Source organism: Paenibacillus sp. FSL W8-0919, from assembly GCF_038003785.1.
Classification (GTDB): Bacteria; Bacillota; Bacilli; order Paenibacillales; family Paenibacillaceae; genus Paenibacillus_AQ; species Paenibacillus_AQ lactis.
The window spans coordinates 898,185-917,960 of sequence record NZ_JBBOPV010000001.1 but is presented as its reverse complement, the minus strand read 5'-3'; the positions used below and the strand labels follow the sequence as shown (position 1 = coordinate 917,960).

Genomic DNA, 19,776 nt, shown 5'->3' with positions numbered 1-19,776 from the left:
CATCGCCTGAGCGGCAAGCAGGGGAAAGAAAAATAACGCAAGGAGCTGAGAGGGATGATTCTTGATCTGATCAACGCCGTGCTCTTTGTTGGAATCACAGGCTGGGCGGTATATATGTTCGCGAGCGTGGTGTATCGCCGATACCTGTACATCCGTTTGGGAAAGCCGGCGAATTTGAAAAAGGATCTGAAGGAGCGCTTGAGCCAATTTGCGATTCAAGTGTTCGGCCAGAGCAAGCTGTTCAAGGACCGCAAGAGCGGGATCATGCACTTTATCGTTTTTTATGGATTCATCATCTTGCAGTTTGGCGCGATCGACATTATATGGAAGGGCCTGTCAGGGCACGGACTCCCGATTCCGGGGTATGCGGGCTTCATCCTGATGCAGGAGATTACGGTGGCCCTTATTCTGCTCGCGATCGGCTATGCGGCATACCGGCGGTACGGCGAGAAGCTGAAGCGGCTGAAGCGCGGGTGGAAGCCGAGCATTGTGATCTTCTTCATTACCTCGCTGATGGCTTCCGTGCTGCTGACGATGGCATTCGAGCGTCTGCGGGAAGGTCTTCCCTGGTCGGCATTGGCACCGATCACCTCGAGCATTGCCGCCGCGTTTGCCTGGATGCCTTCCACGGCGGTCTCGGTATGTTATTTCGCATTTTGGTGGATTCATCTGCTCATTCTGTTGTCGTTCTTAGTCTACGTGCCGCAGTCGAAGCACTTTCACCTTATTACGGCACCGATCAACATTCTGGTCCGCCGTACCGATCCTCCCGGCAAGCTCAGCAAGCTGGATCTCGAGGATGAAGAGGCGGAGTCGTTTGGCGTCGGCAAAATCGAGGACTTTACCCAGAAGCAAATGCTCGATTTCTACGCCTGCGTCGAGTGCGGACGGTGCACGAATGTGTGTCCGGCCTCGAATACCGGCAAGCTGCTGTCGCCGATGCACATGATCGTGAAGCTGCGCGACCACCTGACGGAGAAAGGGGCGGCCCTTACCTCCAAGTCGCCGTGGATGCCGGCTTCGGTGTTTGGATCCGCCGGCGTGCATACGATGGCCGCCACCGATCTTGCGCTGGTCGGCTGGAAGGGCGAGGGCATTACCGATATCGGGCCGACGATGGAGGTCCAGAAGCGCTCCTGGCATCAGGTTGAGGGCGTGGATCCGAAGGATGTCCAGCTGATCGGCGGGGTCATGACGGAAGAAGAGATATGGGCATGCACCACCTGCCGGAATTGCGAGGATCAATGCCCGGTCGCGAACGAGCACGTTGACAAAATCGTTGACCTAAGGCGGCATCTGGTCCTGATGGAAGGCAGTGTGCCGCAGGAGGGGCAGCGTGCCATGCAAAACATCGAGCGCCAGGGCAATCCATGGGGCATCAGCCGTGCTGACCGCAGCAAATGGGTGAAGGAGATTGATCCGGAAGGAACGCTGGATTTAAAAATTCCGACCGTGAAGGAAAATCCGGATTTCGACATCCTGTTCTTCGTCGGTTCCATGGGGTCCTATGACAACCGGAGCCGCAAAATCACCCGCGCCTTCGTCCGGCTCATGAATGAAGCGGGCGTGAACTTCGCCATTCTCGGCAATGAGGAGAAGAACTCGGGCGATACCCCGCGCCGGATGGGCAATGAATTTTTGTTCCAGCAGCTGTGCATGGAGAACATCGAGACGTTCCAGAAGTACGATGTGAAGCGAATCGTCACAGCTTGTCCGCATACCTTCAATATTTTCAAAAACGAATATCCGGAGTTCGGGCTCACGGCTGAAGTCCTCCATCACACGGAGCTGCTGGATCAGCTGGTAAAGGAAGGCCGGCTTACGCCGAAGCATCCGATCCGGGAAAAAATCACCTACCACGATTCCTGCTACCTCGGCCGGTATAACGACGTCTATGACCAGCCGCGAAACGTGCTTCGCGCGATTCCGGGCGTGGAGCTGCTCGAGATGGAGCGCACCCGCGAGAACGGAATGTGCTGCGGAGCCGGCGGCGGCCAGATGTGGATGGAGGAGGATGCCGGCAAGCGCGTCAATCTGGCGCGAACCGAGCAGGCGCTGGCGGTCTCGCCGACGATGATCAGCTCGGCCTGCCCGTACTGCCTGACGATGCTGGAGGACGGCACGAAGCTGAAGGAAGTGGAGGACAGCGTAAGGACGCGGGATATCGCGGAAATTTTGGAGTTATCCGTATTTGGTCTATCCGAAATCCATGAACAGGAGGTCGTTGTGCAATGAATCAAACCACTACCCGGGAAGCCGTCAGAGGCTCCGGCGTCGCTAGCCGAAACATTACCAAAGCCGCTGTCATCGGCTCCGGCGTGATGGGATCCGGCATTGCCGCCCATCTCGCCAATGCAGGCATCCCTTGCCTGCTGCTCGATATTGTTCCAAAGGATCTGACGCCGGAGGAGGAGAAGGCCGGTCTTACGCTCGACCATCCGAAGGTGCGTAACCGGTTGGCGGCCAAGGCTGTTGCCGCGCTGCCGAAATCAAGCACCGCTCCGCTGTACCGTGCCGATTTTGTCAGCCGCATTACGCCTGGGAATATGGAGGATCACCTGAGCCAGCTGAAGGAGGCCGACTGGATCATTGAGGTCGTCACCGAGCGGCTGGAGATCAAGAAGAGCATTCTGAAGACGATCGAAGGCGTTCGCAAGGATGGAGCGATCGTCAGCACCAATACATCCGGGATCTCGGTCAATGCGATGGCGGAGGAGTGCGGCGAGGAATTCCGTAGGCATTTCCTGGGGACGCATTTTTTCAACCCCCCTCGCCATATGAAGCTGCTGGAGATCATTCCGGGCTTCGATACCGATCCCGATATTACGCAGTTCATGGTGGATTTCTGCACGAAGCGTCTTGGCAAAGGCGTTGTGCTGGCGAAGGATACGCCGAATTTTATTTCGAACCGCATCGGCACCTATGGCCTGCTCGTCACGCTGCAGGAAATGGTAAAGAACAGCTACTCCGTCGAGGAAGTGGATGCGGCGACCGGGCCAGTGCTGGGACGGCCGAAAAGCGCCACCTTCCGTACGCTCGATCTGGTTGGGATCGATACGTTCGTCCATGTGGCGAAGAATGTGTACGACAACGTGCAGGACGGACATGAGAAGGACGTATTTACAGTGCCCGACGTGCTGAATGAGCTTGTATCCCGCGGATGGATCGGGGAGAAGGGCGGCCAGGGCTTTTATAAGAAAATAAAAGGAGATCAGGGCAGCACCATTCTGTCCCTGAATCTGTCCACGATGGAATATAACCCGAGCGCTAAAATCAGCTCCGCATCCATTGAGGCGGCTAAGGCGGTGAAGGGGGCTAAGCGGAAGATCAAGGCTTTTCTCGGCACGAAGGACCGCTACTCGGAGCTCGCCTGGAATGTGCTGAAGCAGGTACTCGTGTACTCCGCCGAGAAGCTGGGCGAAATTGCAGATTCCATCCAGGAGATCGACAATGCCATGAAATGGGGCTTCAACTGGGAGCTGGGGCCGTTTGAAACCTGGGATCTGATCGGCCTGCCGGAATCGGTGCAGCGGATGGAGGCCGAGGGGCTGACGGTGCCGGCCTGGGTCAAGGACTGGATCGCCGCAGGGAATAAATCCTTCTATCAAGAGAAGGACGGTCAGGTGTTCCATTATTTGAAGGGCGAGTACAGAGGCGTGGACGTGGAACCGGAACGAATCTCGCTATCGGCGCTCAAAGCGCAGAATCGGGTGATCCGATCCAACACGGGGGCGAATCTGATCGATATCGGGGACGATGTCGCACTGCTGGAGTTCACGTCACCGAACAATGCGATCGGTGCGGACATTCTGGTCATGATCCAGCAGAGCGTGGAGGAAGTCCGGGCGAATTACCGCGGGTTGGTTCTTGCTAACGAAGGACGCAATTTCTGTGTCGGGGCGAATCTGATGCTCATGCTGATGGAGGCCCAGAGCGGCGATTGGGATGAGGTGGATGACATCATCCGTCTGTTCCAGGGCAGCATGATGAAGCTCAAGCGGCTGGAGAAGCCGGTCGTCGCGGCGCCGCATCGGATGACACTCGGCGGCGGCGTGGAGGCGTGCCTGCCGGCGGACCGGATTGTTTTCTCGGCCGAGACCTACTTCGGCCTGGTAGAGACCGGTGTCGGCCTGATTCCAGCAGGCGGGGGCTGCAAGGAGCTCGCCCTGATGGCTAGCAGCCGCTACCCGGATCCGGGCAGCGATCCGCAGCCGGAGATTAACCGCATGTTCGAGATGGTGGCCATGGCGAAGACGTCCACCAGCGGTCACGAAGCGGTTCAAATGTACGGCCGCGGGGCGGATACGGTGGTCATGAATCAGGACTACCGGATCTATGAGGCCAAGCAGGCCGTGCTCGAGCTTGATCGCGCAGGCTATGTCCCGCCGCAGCCGGGCAAGGCCCGGGTCGTCGGCCGCGACGGCCGCGCCGTGCTCCAGATGGGCGCCATCGACATGAGACGCGGCGGATATATCAGCGACCACGATCTGCTGATTGCAAAGAAGCTGGCGCATATTTTGACCGGCGGCGACGTGCCGACCGGAACCGTCGTCAGCGAAGAGCATCTGCTCGATCTGGAACGCGAGGCGTTCCTCAGCCTGCTCGGCGAGGTGAAGACGCAGCAGCGCATGCAGCATATGCTCGCCAAGGGTAAGCCGCTGCGGAACTAGGGACAGCTGTTGGTCAAAAGCAAGTCACTGCGGAACTCGGGGAGTTGTTGGTAATCCGTTGGGGATTAGATTTTACTTTGACAATTCCTCTGTGATTCACCATTCATCAAATGCTGTTGCTGCTTGCAAATAGGTCTTATACGTTCATCGAACCTTTCGATTTCCAGCAGTGCCTTAGGTCCTGATTGAATTATAGTCGGCAAATCCGATTAGTAAATGAAGTTAGAAGTTGTCCTATTATATCCAACCAATTCAAGGTGACGAGGTGAAGATGGCATGAGAGAAGCAGTCATCGTATCGCTTGCCCGAACTCCGGTGGGGAAAGCGAAGAAAGGGAGTTTGGCCCAGACGCGCGTGGAGGACCTGGGGAAGGCGGTGCTGGAAGCCGTCATAGCTCGTGCGCCGGGCCTTAAGAAGGAGGATGTTGAAGACATCATCCTCGGGTGTGCGATGCCGGAAGGCGAGCAGGGATTGAACGTCGCCCGGATCATCTCGTTGTATGCGGGATATCCGGTCACGGTTCCCGCCCTGACGGTGAACCGGTTCTGCTCCTCCGGCCTGCAGGCAATCGCCTTTGCAGCGGAACGGATTATGCTCGGTTACGCCGACGTGATTATCGCTGGCGGCGTCGAGAGCATGAGCCATGTGCCGATGACCGGCTTCAAGCCGGCTCCGCATCCGACGATCGTTGATGAGATGCCGGAGGTGTACATCGGCATGGGGCATACGGCGGAAGAGGTCGCCCGCCGGTTCGGCATTACCCGCGAAGCGCAGGATGCCTTCGCGGCCAGCAGTCACCGCAAGGCAGCGGCTGCCATTGCGGAAGGGAAGTTCCGGGACGAGATCGTGCCGGTGAACGTGTCCTTGGCTGCCGCAGACGAGTCGGGCAAGGTGCGCAGCAAGTCCTTCACCTTCGAGATGGATGAAGGCGTACGTCCCGACACATCGCCGGAGGTACTGGCGAAATTGCGGCCTGCCTTTGCTCTCGGCGGGACCGTAACCGCCGGGAACGCCTCACAGACCAGCGACGGCGCGGCGGCGGTCGCGGTCATGAGCCGCGAGAAGGCGGAAGCGCTCGGCCTTAAGCCGCTCGCGACCTTCAGGTCCTTCGCGTTGGCGGGCGTGGAGCCCGAAATTATGGGCGTGGGTCCGGTGGAGGCCATTCCGAAGGCTCTTCGGATGGCGGGCATCGGGCTGGGTGAGGTGGATGTGTTCGAGATTAACGAAGCGTTCGCTTCGCAATGTCTCCACATCATCCGCGCCTTGGACATTGACGAGAGCAAAGTCAATGTCAATGGCGGAGCCATCGCCCTTGGTCACCCGCTCGGCTGCACCGGAGCGAAGCTGACGGTCAGCCTTGTGTCCGAGCTGGCCCGGCGAGGCGGCGGCTACGGCGTCGTGAGCATGTGCATCGGCGGCGGTATGGGCGCCGCGGGGGTGTTCGAGGTGCATGCAGCCGGGGCGTGAGGTAGCTATTCACTACATCGGAGCAGGTACCTTCACAGCCAACAAGCGCTGTGCCCGCTCCGAACACGGACCGGGCACCCGCGCCCTTCCCCCCACCAACAGTGATTGTGGGGGGAGGCGGTCCTACCCAGCGGAGAGGGCGGAATTGGACTGAGAAACGGAGTGTTCGCCTTTAATTTCAGATTTCGACCGCACTAAGGGTCATTCAGGAAATCTGAAATTAACAGCGATCGGAAGTACAATCCGCCATCGTAGCGGACACCCGGCCATTACCCGCACCAGTCATCGAAGCGACGCCATCCAATACATCGCAGCAGCACCCGTACAGTCTTCGAAGCATAAACACAGCCAACAAGCGCTGTGCCCGCTCCGAACACGGACCGGGCACACGCGCCCTTCCCCCCACCAACAGTGATTGTGGGGGAGGCGGCTACCCAGCGGAGAGGGCGGAATTGGACTGGAGAAACGGAGTGTTCGCCTTTAATTTCAGATTTCGACCGCACTAAGGGTCATTCAGGAAATCTGAAATTAACAGCGATCGGAAATACAATCCGCCATCGGAGCGGACACCCGGCCATTACCCGCACCAGTCATCGAAGCGACGCTATCTAAGGAGGTACATCGAAGCAGCACCCGCACCAGTCATCGAAGCAGATCACAGCCAACAAGCGCTGTGCCCGCTCCGAACACGGACCGGGCACCCGCGCCCTTCCCCCACCAACAGTGATTGTGGGGGAGGCGGCTACCCAGCGGAGAGGGCGGAATTGAACTGGAGAAACGGAGTGTTCGCCTATAATTTCAGATTTCGACCGCACTAAGGGTCATTCAGGAAATCTGAAATTAACAGTGATCGGAAGTGCAATCCGCCATCGCAGCGGACACCGAAGCAGCACCCGCACCAGTCATCGAAGCAGAACACCAGGAAGTACAATCCGCCATCGTAGCGGACACCGAAGCAGCATTCACAGTAGTCATCGAAGCGACGCTATCTAAGCAAGCAGACCTAAACATCGCAGCAGACGCACCACCACAATCACTAATCCCATTCCAGAAAGGAGCCATAACCATGAGCGACAACCAAACGAAAGAACCGAAAATCAAAGGCGGCAGCTATATTATCGATAACCTGGACGTGCAGCGCATCCTGACCCCGGAGGATTTCACCGAGGAGCATAAAATGATCGGCGACACGGTCCGGGACTTCATCGACGGTGAAGTGGTGCCGCATGACGAGGAGCTGGAGAAGCTCAATTACGAGCTGACCGTGGATTTGCTGCGCAAGTCCGGGGAGCTCGGACTGCTGGGCGCTGACGTGCCGGAGCCGTTCGGCGGCGTCGGGCTGGATAAAGTGAGCTCCACGATCATCAGCGAAGCGTTGGCCAAGGGCTCGTCCTTCGCCCTGTCCTTCGGGGCGCACGTCGGCATCGGGACGCTGCCGATTGTGTTCTTCGGCACGGCGGAGCAGAAGAAGAAGTACCTGCCGGACCTGGCCACCGGGGCCAAAATCGCGGCCTACTGCCTGACCGAGCCGACGTCGGGCTCCGACGCGCTCGGCGCCAAAACGACGGCACGTTTATCCGATGACGGCGAATATTATATTTTGAACGGATCGAAGTTATATATTACCAATGCCGGATTTGCGGATATCTTTATCGTGTACGCCAAGATCGACGGCGAGCATTTCACCGCGTTTATCGTGGAGAAGGAGATGGAAGGCTTCACGCTCGGACCCGAAGAGAAGAAGATGGGCATCAAAGGCTCCTCGACGCGTCCGCTCTTCTTCGAGGACGTGAAGGTGCCGAAGGAGAATTTGCTGGGCGAAATCGGCAAAGGCCATCGCATCGCCTTCAACATCCTGAATATCGGACGGTATAAATTGGCAGCCGGTACGGTCGGCGCGGCGAAGGAAACGATCGAGCTGAGCGCGAAATATGCAAATACCCGCAAACAGTTCGACACCCCGATCTCCCAGTTCCCGCTCATGCGCAAAAAGCTGGCCGAGATGAACATTGCCACCTTCGTGATGGAGAGCATGGTGTACCGCACAGCCGGCCTGCTCGACGAGGCGCTGCAGGACATCGATTATGCCAGCGAGGACGCGGGCGCCTTATCGGCCGCCGCAATCTCGGATTATGCCATCGAGTGCTCGATCAACAAGGTATTTTGCTCGGAAGGGCTGGATTTTGTAGCGGACGAGGGGGTTCAAATCCACGGAGGGTACGGGTACATTCAGGAATACAAGGTGGAACGGATCTACCGCGATTCCCGCATCAACCGCATCTTCGAGGGCACGAACGAGATTAACCGCCTGCTCATCCCGGGAACACTCGTGAAAAAAGCCATGAAGGGCGAAATCGCGCTGCTGCAAAAAGCTCAAGGCCTGCAAAATGAACTGCTGCAGATCGTTCCAGGCCAAACGTTCGAGGGTACGCTGGAGCAGGAAGCCCACTTCCTGGACATGAGCAAAAAGATTTTCCTGCTCGCCGGCGGCCTCGCGGTTCAAAAATTCGGGACCAAGCTCGAGAAGGAACAGGAGCTATTGTCCAATCTGGCGGACATGATGATTGATATTTTTGCGCTGGAAAGCGCCCTGCTGCGCACCAAGAAGCATATCGCTCGTACATCGGAAGAGAAAGCGGCCGGCATGATCGAGATGACGCAGGTATTTGCGTATGAAGCGTTCCAACGCATCGAGGCGCTCGCCAAAGAAACGCTGGCCTCGGTGGAAACCGGCGATATGCTGCGCATGCAGCTGTCGGTATTGAAAAAGCTGACCCGCACCAGCCCGGTCGATACGGTAGCGCTGAAGCGCAGCATTGCGGCCCGCGTCGTCAAAAACGAGCGGTATACGGTGTAAGTAACGTTGCGCCCATACTGCTGCCGGCATATTAACAAGGTATCCAAATCTTCCGGCGGATCGCCCTGAAGCTCATTGCGCAGTTTGCGGATAACGGAGAACCCTGTGAACGAGTTCATAGGGTTCCCGCCTCGTATAAACGCAGGGAGGAGTCAAGTCGTGCGAACAGCCAAAGGGCGTACGACTCGGAGACCGGACCAAAGCGGTTCGATAAATCCGGGCAAACCGATGTCCAGACATTCAGAGCACGCGGACATTCTAAGACAGCGGGCAACTCCAAGCAAGCGCACGATCTAAACCGTTCCTCCCGGGATGTGCGGGGGTGATCTATACCGGATTTTTTTGGAGCTTATCAAAAGAGACAGGTTTTTTCTTGGAGTAGGAAAGGAAGAAGCATTCCTTAGGAAAGGGTTGGTTTTGTATGGATACAAAGCCTTGGCTGCAGTTTTATCCGCCGGAAGTAGCCCCCGCTTTTGATTATCCGAAACAGAATTTGGCGTTGTTTCTCGTGACGTCGGCACAGAAATATCCCTGGAAGCCGGCGATGTATTTTATGGGGAAAATGATCACCTACCAAAGCTTGCTGGACTCCGCCTACCGCATGGCAAATGCGCTCCGCAGCAAGGGCGTGAAGAAGGGAGACCGGGTGGCGATCATGCTGCCCAATTGTCCGCAGGTCGTCATCTCGTATTATGGCGCGCTGCTCGCTGGAGCGGTGTGCGTCATGACCAATCCGCTCTATATGGAGCGGGAAATCGCGTATCAGATGAAGGACTCCGGTGCCAAAATCATCATAACGATGGATATGTTCGTCTCCCGGGTGGAGAAGGTAATAGAGGAGACGAAGCTTGAGCATATCATCGTAACGTCGGTGAAGGACTATCTACCGTTCCCGAAGAATCTGCTCTATCCGATCAAAGCGAAGCAGGCAGGCCCTCTCCCGGTCGTCCATTATGGCAGCCGGGTGCATGCATTTAAACAGCTGCTGGCCGCATCGCCTAACGATCCAATCTGCGAAAGCGTGGATGCGGAAAGGGATTTGGCACTGCTGCAGTATACCGGCGGCACGACGGGGACGCCCAAGGGCGTCATGCTGACGCATCTGAATTTGGTGGCCAATACGGTCCAGTCCGCGAACTGGTGTTACCAGGTTGAAGACGGGAAGGAGCGGTATATGGCCGCGCTGCCGTGTTTTCACGTATTCGGGCTGACGGTGCTGCTGAATCAGGCGGTGTACCGTGCCGGTATGCTGATTCTGGTCCCTAAATTCGAAGTGGCGATGATTCTGGATTTGATCAAAAAAGTAAAGCCGACGCTCTTCCCCGGGGCGCCGACCATGTATATTGCTCTCATCAATCACCCGCGGATTCAGGAATACGACTTGTCTTCCATTAATGCTTGCATCAGCGGCTCCGCCGCGCTCCCGGTCGAGGTGCAGGATAAGTTCGAGGAGCTGACGAAGGGACGGCTGATCGAGGGCTACGGATTGACGGAAGCCTCGCCGGTGACCCACGCGAATCCGATCTGGGGAAGACGCAAGATCGGGACGATCGGTATCCCTGTTCCCGATACGGAGGCAAAAGTGGTCAACCCGGAGACAGGCGAGGAGATGCCGGTCGGCGAGCCAGGCGAGCTTATTGTGAAGGGCCCTCAGGTCATGAAAGGCTATTGGAACCGGCCGGAGGAGACCTTTGATACGATCCGCAATGGCTGGCTGTTTACCGGCGATATGGCAACGATGGACGAGGAAGGATATTTTACGATCATCGACCGGAAGAAGGATATGATAATTGCAAGCGGTTACAATATATACCCGAGGGAGATCGAAGAAGTGCTGTATGAGCATCCTTCCGTCAAGGAAGCCGTAGTGGTCGGCACCAAGGACGATTACCGCGGCGAGACGGTCAAAGCCTACATCGTGCTAAAAGATGGAGCTGCTCCCGATCCTTCGGGATTGGAAAAGTTTTGCCGCAGCCAGCTTGCCGCTTATAAGGTGCCGCGGCAGTTCGTATTCCGTGACGCTTTACCGAAGACGATGGTCGGAAAGGTGCTTCGCCGCAAGCTGCTGGAGGAAGAGGAGGAAGGCAGACCGACGGGCTGATGCATAGGATGGAGAAGTTAGGTGCAGGCACTGTGGGCATGCATCGGTCGACAAGACGTAGCTTCTCCTCTTACCGCGTGCCTCTCCCGGCGCTGTGTAAGGATGACTGCTGCACGATGCTTAGCGTCGACGCTCGGGCGACCAGCCATGCCCTTTGGATGACCCACTGAGGTCACTCCCAGCATGTCGTCGGCGATTTTCCGCCGATTTTTAAGAAGTTATCATCAATAACTAGGATTAGGTAACGTTGAAAATCGGAAGATGGGGTACCCTAAACGTTGAATATTGTAAGTATGCCGTGTAATAAATTCGATACAAGGAGGCGGCCTTATGCATAAAGCCGATACGAGCCAGGATCCGAAGGCCGAACAGCCGACATTTGACCGGGAGGCCTACATGGAGGCGATGGCCAAGGCGGCCGAGCCCACCTTCTGGGGATATCTCGGCTGTGAGCTGGCTTCCGCTACCCCGGAAGCGGTTGTCGTCACCCTGGATGTGCAGCCTCATCACATGAATATGATGGGGATCGTGCATGGCGGTGTCCTCTCCTCGCTGATGGATAATGCTATGGGCATCGCCGTCATGCTGGAGCGTCCCGGCGAGTCGACCGTGACCAGCAACCTGAACGTGCATTTTGTCATGCCGGCCAGGGAGGGGGTTCTCACGGTGACGGCAAGCATCGTTCATCAGACGCGCCGGTCGGTCACGACGGAATGTAAAATTACGGATGCAAAGGGAGAACTGGTTGCCATAAGCACCGGATCATTCCGGGTGAAATGAAGCAAGACGGAATAAAAAGCGGTCTGTCGTCTCCTAAGGGTGGAGAGGGCAGGCCGTTTTTTGTTGAAACCAGGTAAGCTCTATAGGCTTTGTTGCGATACATAGTTAGATAAACGTTTCTCAACGTTGAATTTCTCGTATTCACGTATTATCGCTCACAAACTTCGAATCAGGGAATCCTACGAATCTTGTGTCTGTCGAAACGTTCTCATGAATTTGTTGCGTTCTTGGAATTCTGCCTTCTCTTTTAAATCACTTGAGTCTCTTGAATCCAAACATTAGATCAGATCACCAGAGACGGTTGGTAATGCCTTGTCAGTCAGAATAAGCTATGGTACAATAATAATGCTGTTTTTCATCAGAATTTGAACATTATATTTGATTATAAATCTGATGTTTACATACGCGTAGGAGGTGGAAGTCATGGTTGTATTGTTCGAAGTGCTGCTCGTCATTTTCTCCATCGGGTTGATTACGGTTGTTCTTCTCCAGAAAGGGAAAAGTGCAGGTCTTGCCGGTGCCATCTCCGGCGGTGCGGAACATCTGTTTGGCAAAACGAAGGCTCGCGGTATGGATCTCGTGCTGCAGCGCATTACCGTTGGTTTGGCGGCAGGATTCATGATCTTGGCGATTGTTGTTGCGATGCTGAAATAATTGGAATACGGCCCTCGCTTTTCACTCTGGAAGAGCGGGGGCTTTTTATATGCCCTTGGGCGAATGGTGATCTTTGGGGGGATTTCGAAGGATACCGCGGATTAAATTCGTGTATACTAGGGTATGTGTATATGTAGGTAAAGAATGGATAGAGGAACGAATGAATTCGCAGGTTCCCCGAGGTGATAATCATGATAACGGAACAAATTTTACTCGATTTTATGCGGGAAACTGCATACAAACCGATGACGTACCAGGAATTGGAGCAGCATTTTGCGATTGAGGATGCTCATGATTTCAGGGAGTTTTTAAAGCTGTTGAACGATCTGGAGCAGTCCGGAAAAATCATTCTCACCAGCACCCAGCGTTACGGCGTGCCGGAGCGGATGTCTTTGCTGCGCGGGCGACTGCAGGCGCATCCGAAGGGTTTTGCTTTTCTGATTCCGGATGATCGGGAGCATCCCGATGTGTACATTCATGCGAACGACCTGAAGAGCGCCATGAACGGCGATACGGTGCTGGTTCGCATTAGCTCGCAGCATAGCGAGGGCGGCAAAATGGAAGGCGAGGTTGTCCGCATCGTCACCCGCGCGGTCACGCAGGTAGTGGGCGTCTTCCAGAATCACGAGGCATACGGCTTCGTGCTGCCGGATGATAAGCGGATTAACCGGGATATTTTTATCCCGAAGCATGCGATGAACGGCGCCGTGGACGGCGTGAAGGTCGTCGTTAAGCTGGTAAGTTATCCGGAGGGCCGGGCCGCAGCCGAGGGCGAGGTTGTGGAGATTCTGGGCCACAAGGACGATCCGGGCGTCGACATCCTGTCGATTATCCGTAAGCATCAGCTGCCGGAAGGCTTTCCGGATGAGGTGCTGGCTGAAGCGGATGCTGCGCCGGATTCCATTACGGAAGAAGAGATCGTCCAGCAGGGCCGGCGGGATCTTCGCGGCTTAAATATCGTCACGATTGACGGTGAGGATGCCAAGGACTTGGACGACGCGGTCAACGTGGAGCGCCTGCCGAATGGCCATTACCGTCTGGGCGTGCATATTGCGGACGTGAGCTATTACGTGCGCGAGCATTCCGAGCTGGATAAGGAAGCGTACAACCGCGGGTGCAGTGTCTACCTGGTAGACCGCGTTATTCCAATGCTGCCGCACCGCTTATCCAACGGCATTTGCAGCTTGAATCCGAAGGTGGACCGTCTCACGATGTCCTGCGTCATGGAATTCAATGAGCAGATGAAGGTCGTGAAGCACGATATTTTCACAAGCGTGATTCGGACGAAGGAACGGATGACGTACAACAATGTGCGCAAAATTCTGGTCGACGAGGATCCGGAGCTGATCAAGCGTTACAGCGATCTGGTGGAGGATTTCCGCCTGATGCAGGAGCTGGCGCTGAAGCTGCGGAACCGCCGGATGCGGCGGGGAGCGGTCGATTTTGATTTTGTGGAGTCGAAGGTCATTGTCGATGAAAACGGCAAGCCGATCGATATCGTCAAACGGGAGCGTTCCATCGCGGAGCAGATCATCGAGGAATTCATGCTGGCCGCCAACGAAACGGTGGCTGAGCATTTCCACTGGCTGAAGGTGCCATTCATCTACCGAATCCACGAGGACCCGGATCCGGAGAAGCTGCAGAACTTCATGGCGTTTGCCGCGAATTTCGGCCACCATGTGAAAGGGCGCGGCAATCAGATTCATCCGCGTGCCCTGCAAAGCCTGCTGGACGACATCCACGGCACGAAAGAGCAGACGGTGCTCAGCACGATGATGCTCCGTTCGATGAAGCAGGCGAAGTACGATGCGGAGAGTACAGGTCATTTTGGTCTGGCGGCCGAGTACTATTCCCACTTCACTTCACCGATTCGCCGTTACCCGGACCTGGTCATTCACCGGGTGATCCGGGAGGTGCTGGAGAGCGGCGGAACGCTGAGCGAGCAGCGGCATGAGCAGCTCGCGGCCCGCATGGCGGACATTGCTCAGCAATCCTCGGAGCGCGAGCGCGTCGCCGTTGATGCCGAACGTGACACCGAGGCCCTGAAGAAGGCCGAGTTCATGCTGGATAAGGTCGGCGAAGAATTCGAGGGCATTATCAGCAGCGTGACCAGCTTCGGTATGTTCATCGAGCTGGAGAATACGGTGGAAGGCCTGATTCGGCTCAGCGCGCTGACCGACGATTATTACCACTTCGACGAAGGCCACATGGCGCTGATCGGGGAGCGGACATCGAAGGTGTTCCGCATTGGCGATGACGTCAAGGTGCGCGTGGCGAAGGTGAATATGGATGAGCACACCATCGATTTTGAGATGGTGGATATGAAGCCGCGCCGGCAAGGCCGCGGCGGCGGTACTGGCGGCGGCGACCGCGGTGGAGCCGGTGGCCGCGGGTTTGGCGCCCGCGATGGCGCAGCCCGCGGGGGCAAGGGCCGCGGCAAGCGCAGCGCCGCGGCAGAAGGCGGCGCGCCGGCAGGGCGCCGCGAGGGCAGCGCCGGCGGCCAGGGCGGCCGTGCCGGCGGGAAGCGCGGCGGCGGAGAGGCCGCCGCCGAAGGCACGGAGACGCGCAGCTTCGCGTTCGGCTCCGGCAAGGGCGGCTACAGCTCCGCCGGCGGCGGGGCCCTTGGCTTTGACCGCAACGCCCGCTCGGGCAGCGGAGGCGGCAAGGGCCGCCGGAAGAAGACGTCGCGCAGCGGCATCTTCATCGGCGAAGGACCAACGCCGGGCAGCGGGCCAGCCGGCGCTGAGGGCGATGCCGCAAGCGGCGGCGGACGGCGCAAGCGGAAGAGCAAAGGCGGGAACGGCACAGCCGCTTTTGTGAGGAAGAAGAAAAAGTAGGGCTGGGGCGGACGGCAAGCGCTTTGGCATCCCTAGGACCAGCACTGTGAACACAGTAATGAAGGGGAATGGGATACTTTTAATCTTGAAGTCCCTCCCCGGTGCACTTGGCCTTGGAATCATGGCTGCCGATTTTGCCATTCGATATTCAGAGTGGAACGCTTGCCCCGCCTTGCGTAAGCAGGCCTACGTTTGATACAATGGACTTCTGGTGAGATTGCATATTTTCGGCGGTCTGCCGAGAGTCCTTTTTCCATTTACTGCTCATGACAAGGAGTGAGACCATGGGTAAGAAGAGTGACGGGAAGGTTCTGGCCCAGAACAAGAAAGCTTCCCATGATTACTTCATAGAAGATACGTACGAAGCGGGGATGGTTCTGACCGGGACCGAGATCAAGTCGATCCGTAACGGCCGTGCCAATATTGGCGACGCGTTTGCGACAATTCGCAATGGCGAGATCCACATTCACAATATGCACATCAGCCCGTTTGAGCAAGGGAACCGGAGCAATCCATCCGACCCGACGCGTGCGCGGAAGCTGCTGCTGCACAAAGAACAGATCCGTAAGCTGCTAGGTCAATCCAAGCAGGAAGGATATACGATCGTTCCGCTTAAAATCTATATCCGCAACGGCTATGCCAAGCTGCTGCTGGGCCTCGGTAAAGGTAAGAAGCAGTATGACAAACGTGCGGATGCTGCCAAGAAGGACGCGCAGCGCGATATCCAGCGGGCACTGCGGGAGAAGCAGAAGATTGTGCGTTGAGGAAGCAAGTTGGCTTTTTGAGTGGCATGTTTTAGCTGTGTTACCTGCATTATATATATCATTTTGATGCAGTTTGTGATATACTATTTGATGTAAGGCAAGATCGATTCTTTGACAACAGCATGCAGTAGACGGCATTTTTTCTTTGGAGGGAAGGAATGCGAACGTTTGATTGACTACTGTGGCTGAATCATCTTTAGATCTAATCCAGGTACCCTTTTTGGCGGAAACGTCAGGTGCTTCGCGCATCGGCATTTCTCCACATAAGGGGGCGTTCTTTGGATTCGACGGGGATAGTTCGGGCATGAGTAGCGGGTAGTGGGGACGCGTCCACTTCATCAACGCTAAAGCCATAATAACTGGCAAACAACAAACTTCTTACGCTGTAGCAGCTTAATAACCTGCACGCGTGCTCTCGCTCTGTATCGCCCATGTACCGGGATGAGGGCTCAACTTTAGTGGGATACGCTGTCACATCTCCGCCTGGGGTGTGCTGAAGAAGACAATCAGGCTGGGCATAGCGAAAGCCGGTTACGGGGCGTTTGCTTTGCCGACATTAAAACTGTAACTACACCCGTAGAAACTTGTGTTGTCGTTATCTTCGGACAGGGGTTCGACTCCCCTCGCCTCCATACATACCAATGATAGAGCCATCAGCCAGTGATCTGGTTGGTGGCTCTTCTGTTTATGATATAATAAGCGTAATTAGAAAACTGGAGGGGACTCAGGATGGTTGCCAATCGAGAGCAGCTCCAAGAAATTCTGAAAAAAGCAAATCAACATGCACGCAAGCAAGCCAAGGAGTCAGGGGCATCCATTTACTATATCAAGAATAATAAACGAGTTCGTGAGGATGCTAACGGAAATAAGTTCGAAATCATTTATGATGCAACCGGAAAACGACATGAGTTCGAATATCATGAATAAGCAAAAACCAGTTATGACGGTTTTTGCAGGAACAAATGGGGCCGGAAAAAGCACGCTGAGTATGCAAATGAGAGCATGGTTAGGCGAGTTGGTTGATCCTGATCAGATTGCCCGTGAACTAAAACCAGATGATCCAAGAAGTGTCGATCTTTCGGCGGGAAGAGAAGCGGTCAAAAGAATCAGATCGTTATAAAAAGACAGGAGCATTTTGCCATTGAAACTACCCTATCAGGTACATTTGTTTTAAAGCATATGCAAGTTGCTAAAGAAAGCGGTTATGACATCGTCATGTACTATATTGGACTTCAAGATGTGCAAAAAAACCATGATTGTTGCTGAAATCGCAGAAAGCAAGCTGATATATTGCATAGATCATATACCTGTTTGGTCTGCTATTGTTACTAGGGACCATAGTTGATGAGGTATTCTAGGGGAGATATTACTGCTTAATAACCTGCACGCGTGCTCTCGCTCTGTATCGCCCATGTACCGGGATGAGGGCTCAACTTTAGTGGGATACGCTGTCACATCTCCACCTGGGGTGTGCTGAAGAAGACAATCAGGCTGAGGCGTTTGCTTTGCCGACATTAAAACTGTAACTAGACCGTAGAAACTTATGTTGTCATTATCTTCGGACAGGGGTTCGATCCCCTACCCCTTGCCTCCATACATATGCTTAAAAAGCGACCTTAGTAGGTCGCTTTTTAAGTAGATTTCTTTAAATTGAGTGGAAGAAAGTTTACCCGCTATGACAATCATTACAGCAGAAATAGCAGCCGTCAAAATTATTTTTGCCCGTTTCCTTTTTGACCCGTTGAATAGCAGATTGACAATTGTTTTCGTAACCGATCAATACACTATTTAATACATCAGGTTTGTAAGAGCAGTTTTCTGTATGAACCTCATGATTACCCTTGCTATCAATATTCTTATTATAGTAGTAGAATTTTGCCAATGTTCTTCCTCCCTTATTTTTAGATATAAATTTATTATTATAGTATCAGAAATCGATCTTAATAACTAGAACAAACGTTCCTATGGATGATCGCTCCTTACTTTGTGTACTTTGGATATTTTTAGGGAAGAATATTGTATAATGATAATAATTTAAGTGCAGAGTGAGGTGATAGCCTTGAGTCGGACAGAAGAATACTTGAGAAGTTTACTGAAAGAATTATGTAGTTTGCCGAGCGAAACTGGTTGGGTAGAATTTAAACATAATAATAAGGATTTTGAGAGTATTGGAGAGTATATATCTGCCTTGAGTAATTCTGCTACTTTGGACGGAAAAAGTCATGCTTTTATGATTTGGGGAGTCAAAGATGAGACGCATGACATACTTGGCACAAACTTTAGCCCTCACTTAAGCAAAGTCGGAAATGAAGAATTGGAGAGTTGGTTATTAAGGCAATTATCACCTCGTATTTATTTTAAATTCTATGAATTAGTTACGGATTCTGGGAAAATCATCATATTAGAGATCGAAAGGGCTACAGATAAACCTGTACAATTTAAAGGAATAGAGTATATACGTATAGGGTCTTACAAAAAGAATCTAAAGGATTACCCTGATAAAGAACGTGCTCTATGGAGAGCTTTTGATAAAACACCTTTTGAAGAAATGATTGCTGCTGAAAATGTAAAAGACTCTGAGGTGCTTAAGCTTCTTGATTATCCAACTTACTTTGAGCTATTGGATCTAGAACTGCCAGAGGATAGAAAACGGATTTTGGAACGTTTATCAAACGACAACATGATAAAGAAGTGTGATGCCGGTGGGTGGAATATTACAAATCTAGGTGCAATCTTATTTGCCAAGAGGTTGTCAAGCTTTAATCATCTAAAAAGAAAATCAGTACGAGTTATTATATATAGCGGCAAAGACCGCACTCAAACTGAGCGGGAACAAGAGGGCGTTAAAGGTTATGCTGCTGGATTCGAAGGACTTATTGGATTCATAGACAATCTTTTACCGAGGAACGAGATAATCGGAAAAGCCTTAAGAAAAGATGTTTCAATGTACCCCGAGTTAGCCGTTAGGGAATTGGTCGCTAATGCTATAATACATCAGGACTTTTCATTACGTGGTACAGGGCCAATGATTGAAATTTTCTCGGATCGTATGGAAATAACGAATCCAGGAATACCGCTCGTCCAAGTGGAACGATTTATCGACAGTCCTCCTAGGTCACGAAATGAAGCGATCGCCTCATTCCTACGTCGTGTTGGAGTCTGTGAAGAACGAGGTAGTGGCTTTGATAAAGTTGTGTCGCAAACAGAGTTTTATCAGTTACCAGCTCCAATAATTGAGGTTACTGAAGAACACACTCGAGTAATTTTATTTTCGCATAAGCCATTTGCAGAAATGGATCGAGAAGAACGGGTCAGGGCGTGTTACATGCATGCCTGTTTGAAATATGTAACTAGAGACTTTATGACAAATGCAACTTTGCGTCAGCGTTTTGGAATGGATAGTAGGCAAATCTCTATTGCCTCCAGGATAATTAAAGATGCAGTAGAAACATCAAAAGTTAAGGCAAAAGATCCTGATACTGCTCCAAAACATATGAAGTATGTGCCTTATTGGGCTTAGGAGCTTACTTGACGGTAACTTGCACGTAACTTGCATATGGCTTCCCCATTGGGAAGGAAGTAATGGGATTAGTGCTGCAGATACTTTGTTTTGGGGCATTCAGAACTTGGGGGGTATCAGTGATTT

General features: G+C 53.8%; 13 protein-coding genes and 1 other RNA gene. All 14 read left to right on the top strand.

Going from position 1 to position 19,776, the window contains the following annotated elements; genetic code table 11:
* Positions 1-54 precede the first annotated feature (54 nt).
* The 14 genes from NST44_RS03820 to NST44_RS03755 all read left to right on the top strand — a co-directional run bounded on the left by NST44_RS03820 (position 55) and on the right by NST44_RS03755 (position 19,650).
* Complete coding sequence (locus NST44_RS03820) at positions 55-2,235, top strand: (Fe-S)-binding protein (RefSeq protein WP_213613342.1); 2,181 nt, start codon at positions 55-57, stop codon at positions 2,233-2,235.
* On the top strand, positions 2,232-4,670 hold the full coding sequence (locus NST44_RS03815; protein ID WP_340897884.1) for a 3-hydroxyacyl-CoA dehydrogenase/enoyl-CoA hydratase family protein: 2,439 nt from the start codon (positions 2,232-2,234) through the stop codon (positions 4,668-4,670). Before NST44_RS03820 ends, NST44_RS03815 begins: the two co-directional genes overlap by 4 nt.
* 276 nt (positions 4,671-4,946) lie before the next feature.
* Positions 4,947-6,137 (top strand): acetyl-CoA C-acyltransferase, encoded by a 1,191-nt coding sequence (locus NST44_RS03810; protein WP_007132913.1) that lies wholly within the window; start codon positions 4,947-4,949, stop codon positions 6,135-6,137.
* Between the two features lie 1,066 nt (positions 6,138-7,203).
* Positions 7,204-8,994 carry an acyl-CoA dehydrogenase family protein gene (locus NST44_RS03805; RefSeq protein ID WP_007132912.1) on the top strand — a complete coding sequence of 597 codons (1,791 nt, stop codon included), beginning with the start codon at positions 7,204-7,206 and terminating at the stop codon, positions 8,992-8,994.
* Between the two features lie 159 nt (positions 8,995-9,153).
* Positions 9,154-9,291, top strand: a complete 138-nt coding sequence (locus tag NST44_RS03800; protein ID WP_186332929.1) for a hypothetical protein — start codon at positions 9,154-9,156, stop codon at positions 9,289-9,291.
* A gap of 124 nt (positions 9,292-9,415) precedes the next feature.
* Complete coding sequence (locus tag NST44_RS03795; RefSeq protein ID WP_210094323.1) at positions 9,416-11,095, top strand: long-chain-fatty-acid--CoA ligase; 1,680 nt, start codon at positions 9,416-9,418, stop codon at positions 11,093-11,095.
* Positions 11,096-11,425: 330 nt separating this feature from the next.
* Complete coding sequence (locus NST44_RS03790; RefSeq protein WP_028404207.1) at positions 11,426-11,875, top strand: PaaI family thioesterase; 450 nt, start codon at positions 11,426-11,428, stop codon at positions 11,873-11,875.
* Positions 11,876-12,298: 423 nt separating this feature from the next.
* Entirely contained in the window at positions 12,299-12,529 is a 231-nt protein-coding gene (gene secG / locus NST44_RS03785; RefSeq protein ID WP_007132909.1) for a preprotein translocase subunit SecG, read from the top strand.
* A gap of 191 nt (positions 12,530-12,720) precedes the next feature.
* The gene (rnr, locus tag NST44_RS03780) at positions 12,721-15,366 is read left to right on the top strand and encodes a ribonuclease R (protein ID WP_213613340.1); all 2,646 of its coding nucleotides are present in this window, start codon (positions 12,721-12,723) and stop codon (positions 15,364-15,366) included.
* Positions 15,367-15,650: 284 nt separating this feature from the next.
* Complete coding sequence (gene smpB / locus NST44_RS03775) at positions 15,651-16,130, top strand: SsrA-binding protein SmpB (protein WP_007132695.1); 480 nt, start codon at positions 15,651-15,653, stop codon at positions 16,128-16,130.
* Between the two features lie 267 nt (positions 16,131-16,397).
* Positions 16,398-16,765, top strand: a transfer-messenger RNA (tmRNA) gene (ssrA, locus tag NST44_RS03770).
* Between the two features lie 94 nt (positions 16,766-16,859).
* Complete coding sequence (locus tag NST44_RS03765; protein ID WP_099477846.1) at positions 16,860-17,057, top strand: hypothetical protein; 198 nt, start codon at positions 16,860-16,862, stop codon at positions 17,055-17,057.
* Positions 17,050-17,250, top strand: a complete 201-nt coding sequence (locus tag NST44_RS03760; protein ID WP_050954097.1) for a dephospho-CoA kinase — start codon at positions 17,050-17,052, stop codon at positions 17,248-17,250. The genes NST44_RS03765 and NST44_RS03760 overlap by 8 nt, the downstream gene beginning before the upstream one ends.
* A gap of 939 nt (positions 17,251-18,189) precedes the next feature.
* Entirely contained in the window at positions 18,190-19,650 is a 1,461-nt protein-coding gene (locus NST44_RS03755; protein ID WP_007132692.1) for an ATP-binding protein, read from the top strand.
* Positions 19,651-19,776 lie beyond the last annotated feature (126 nt).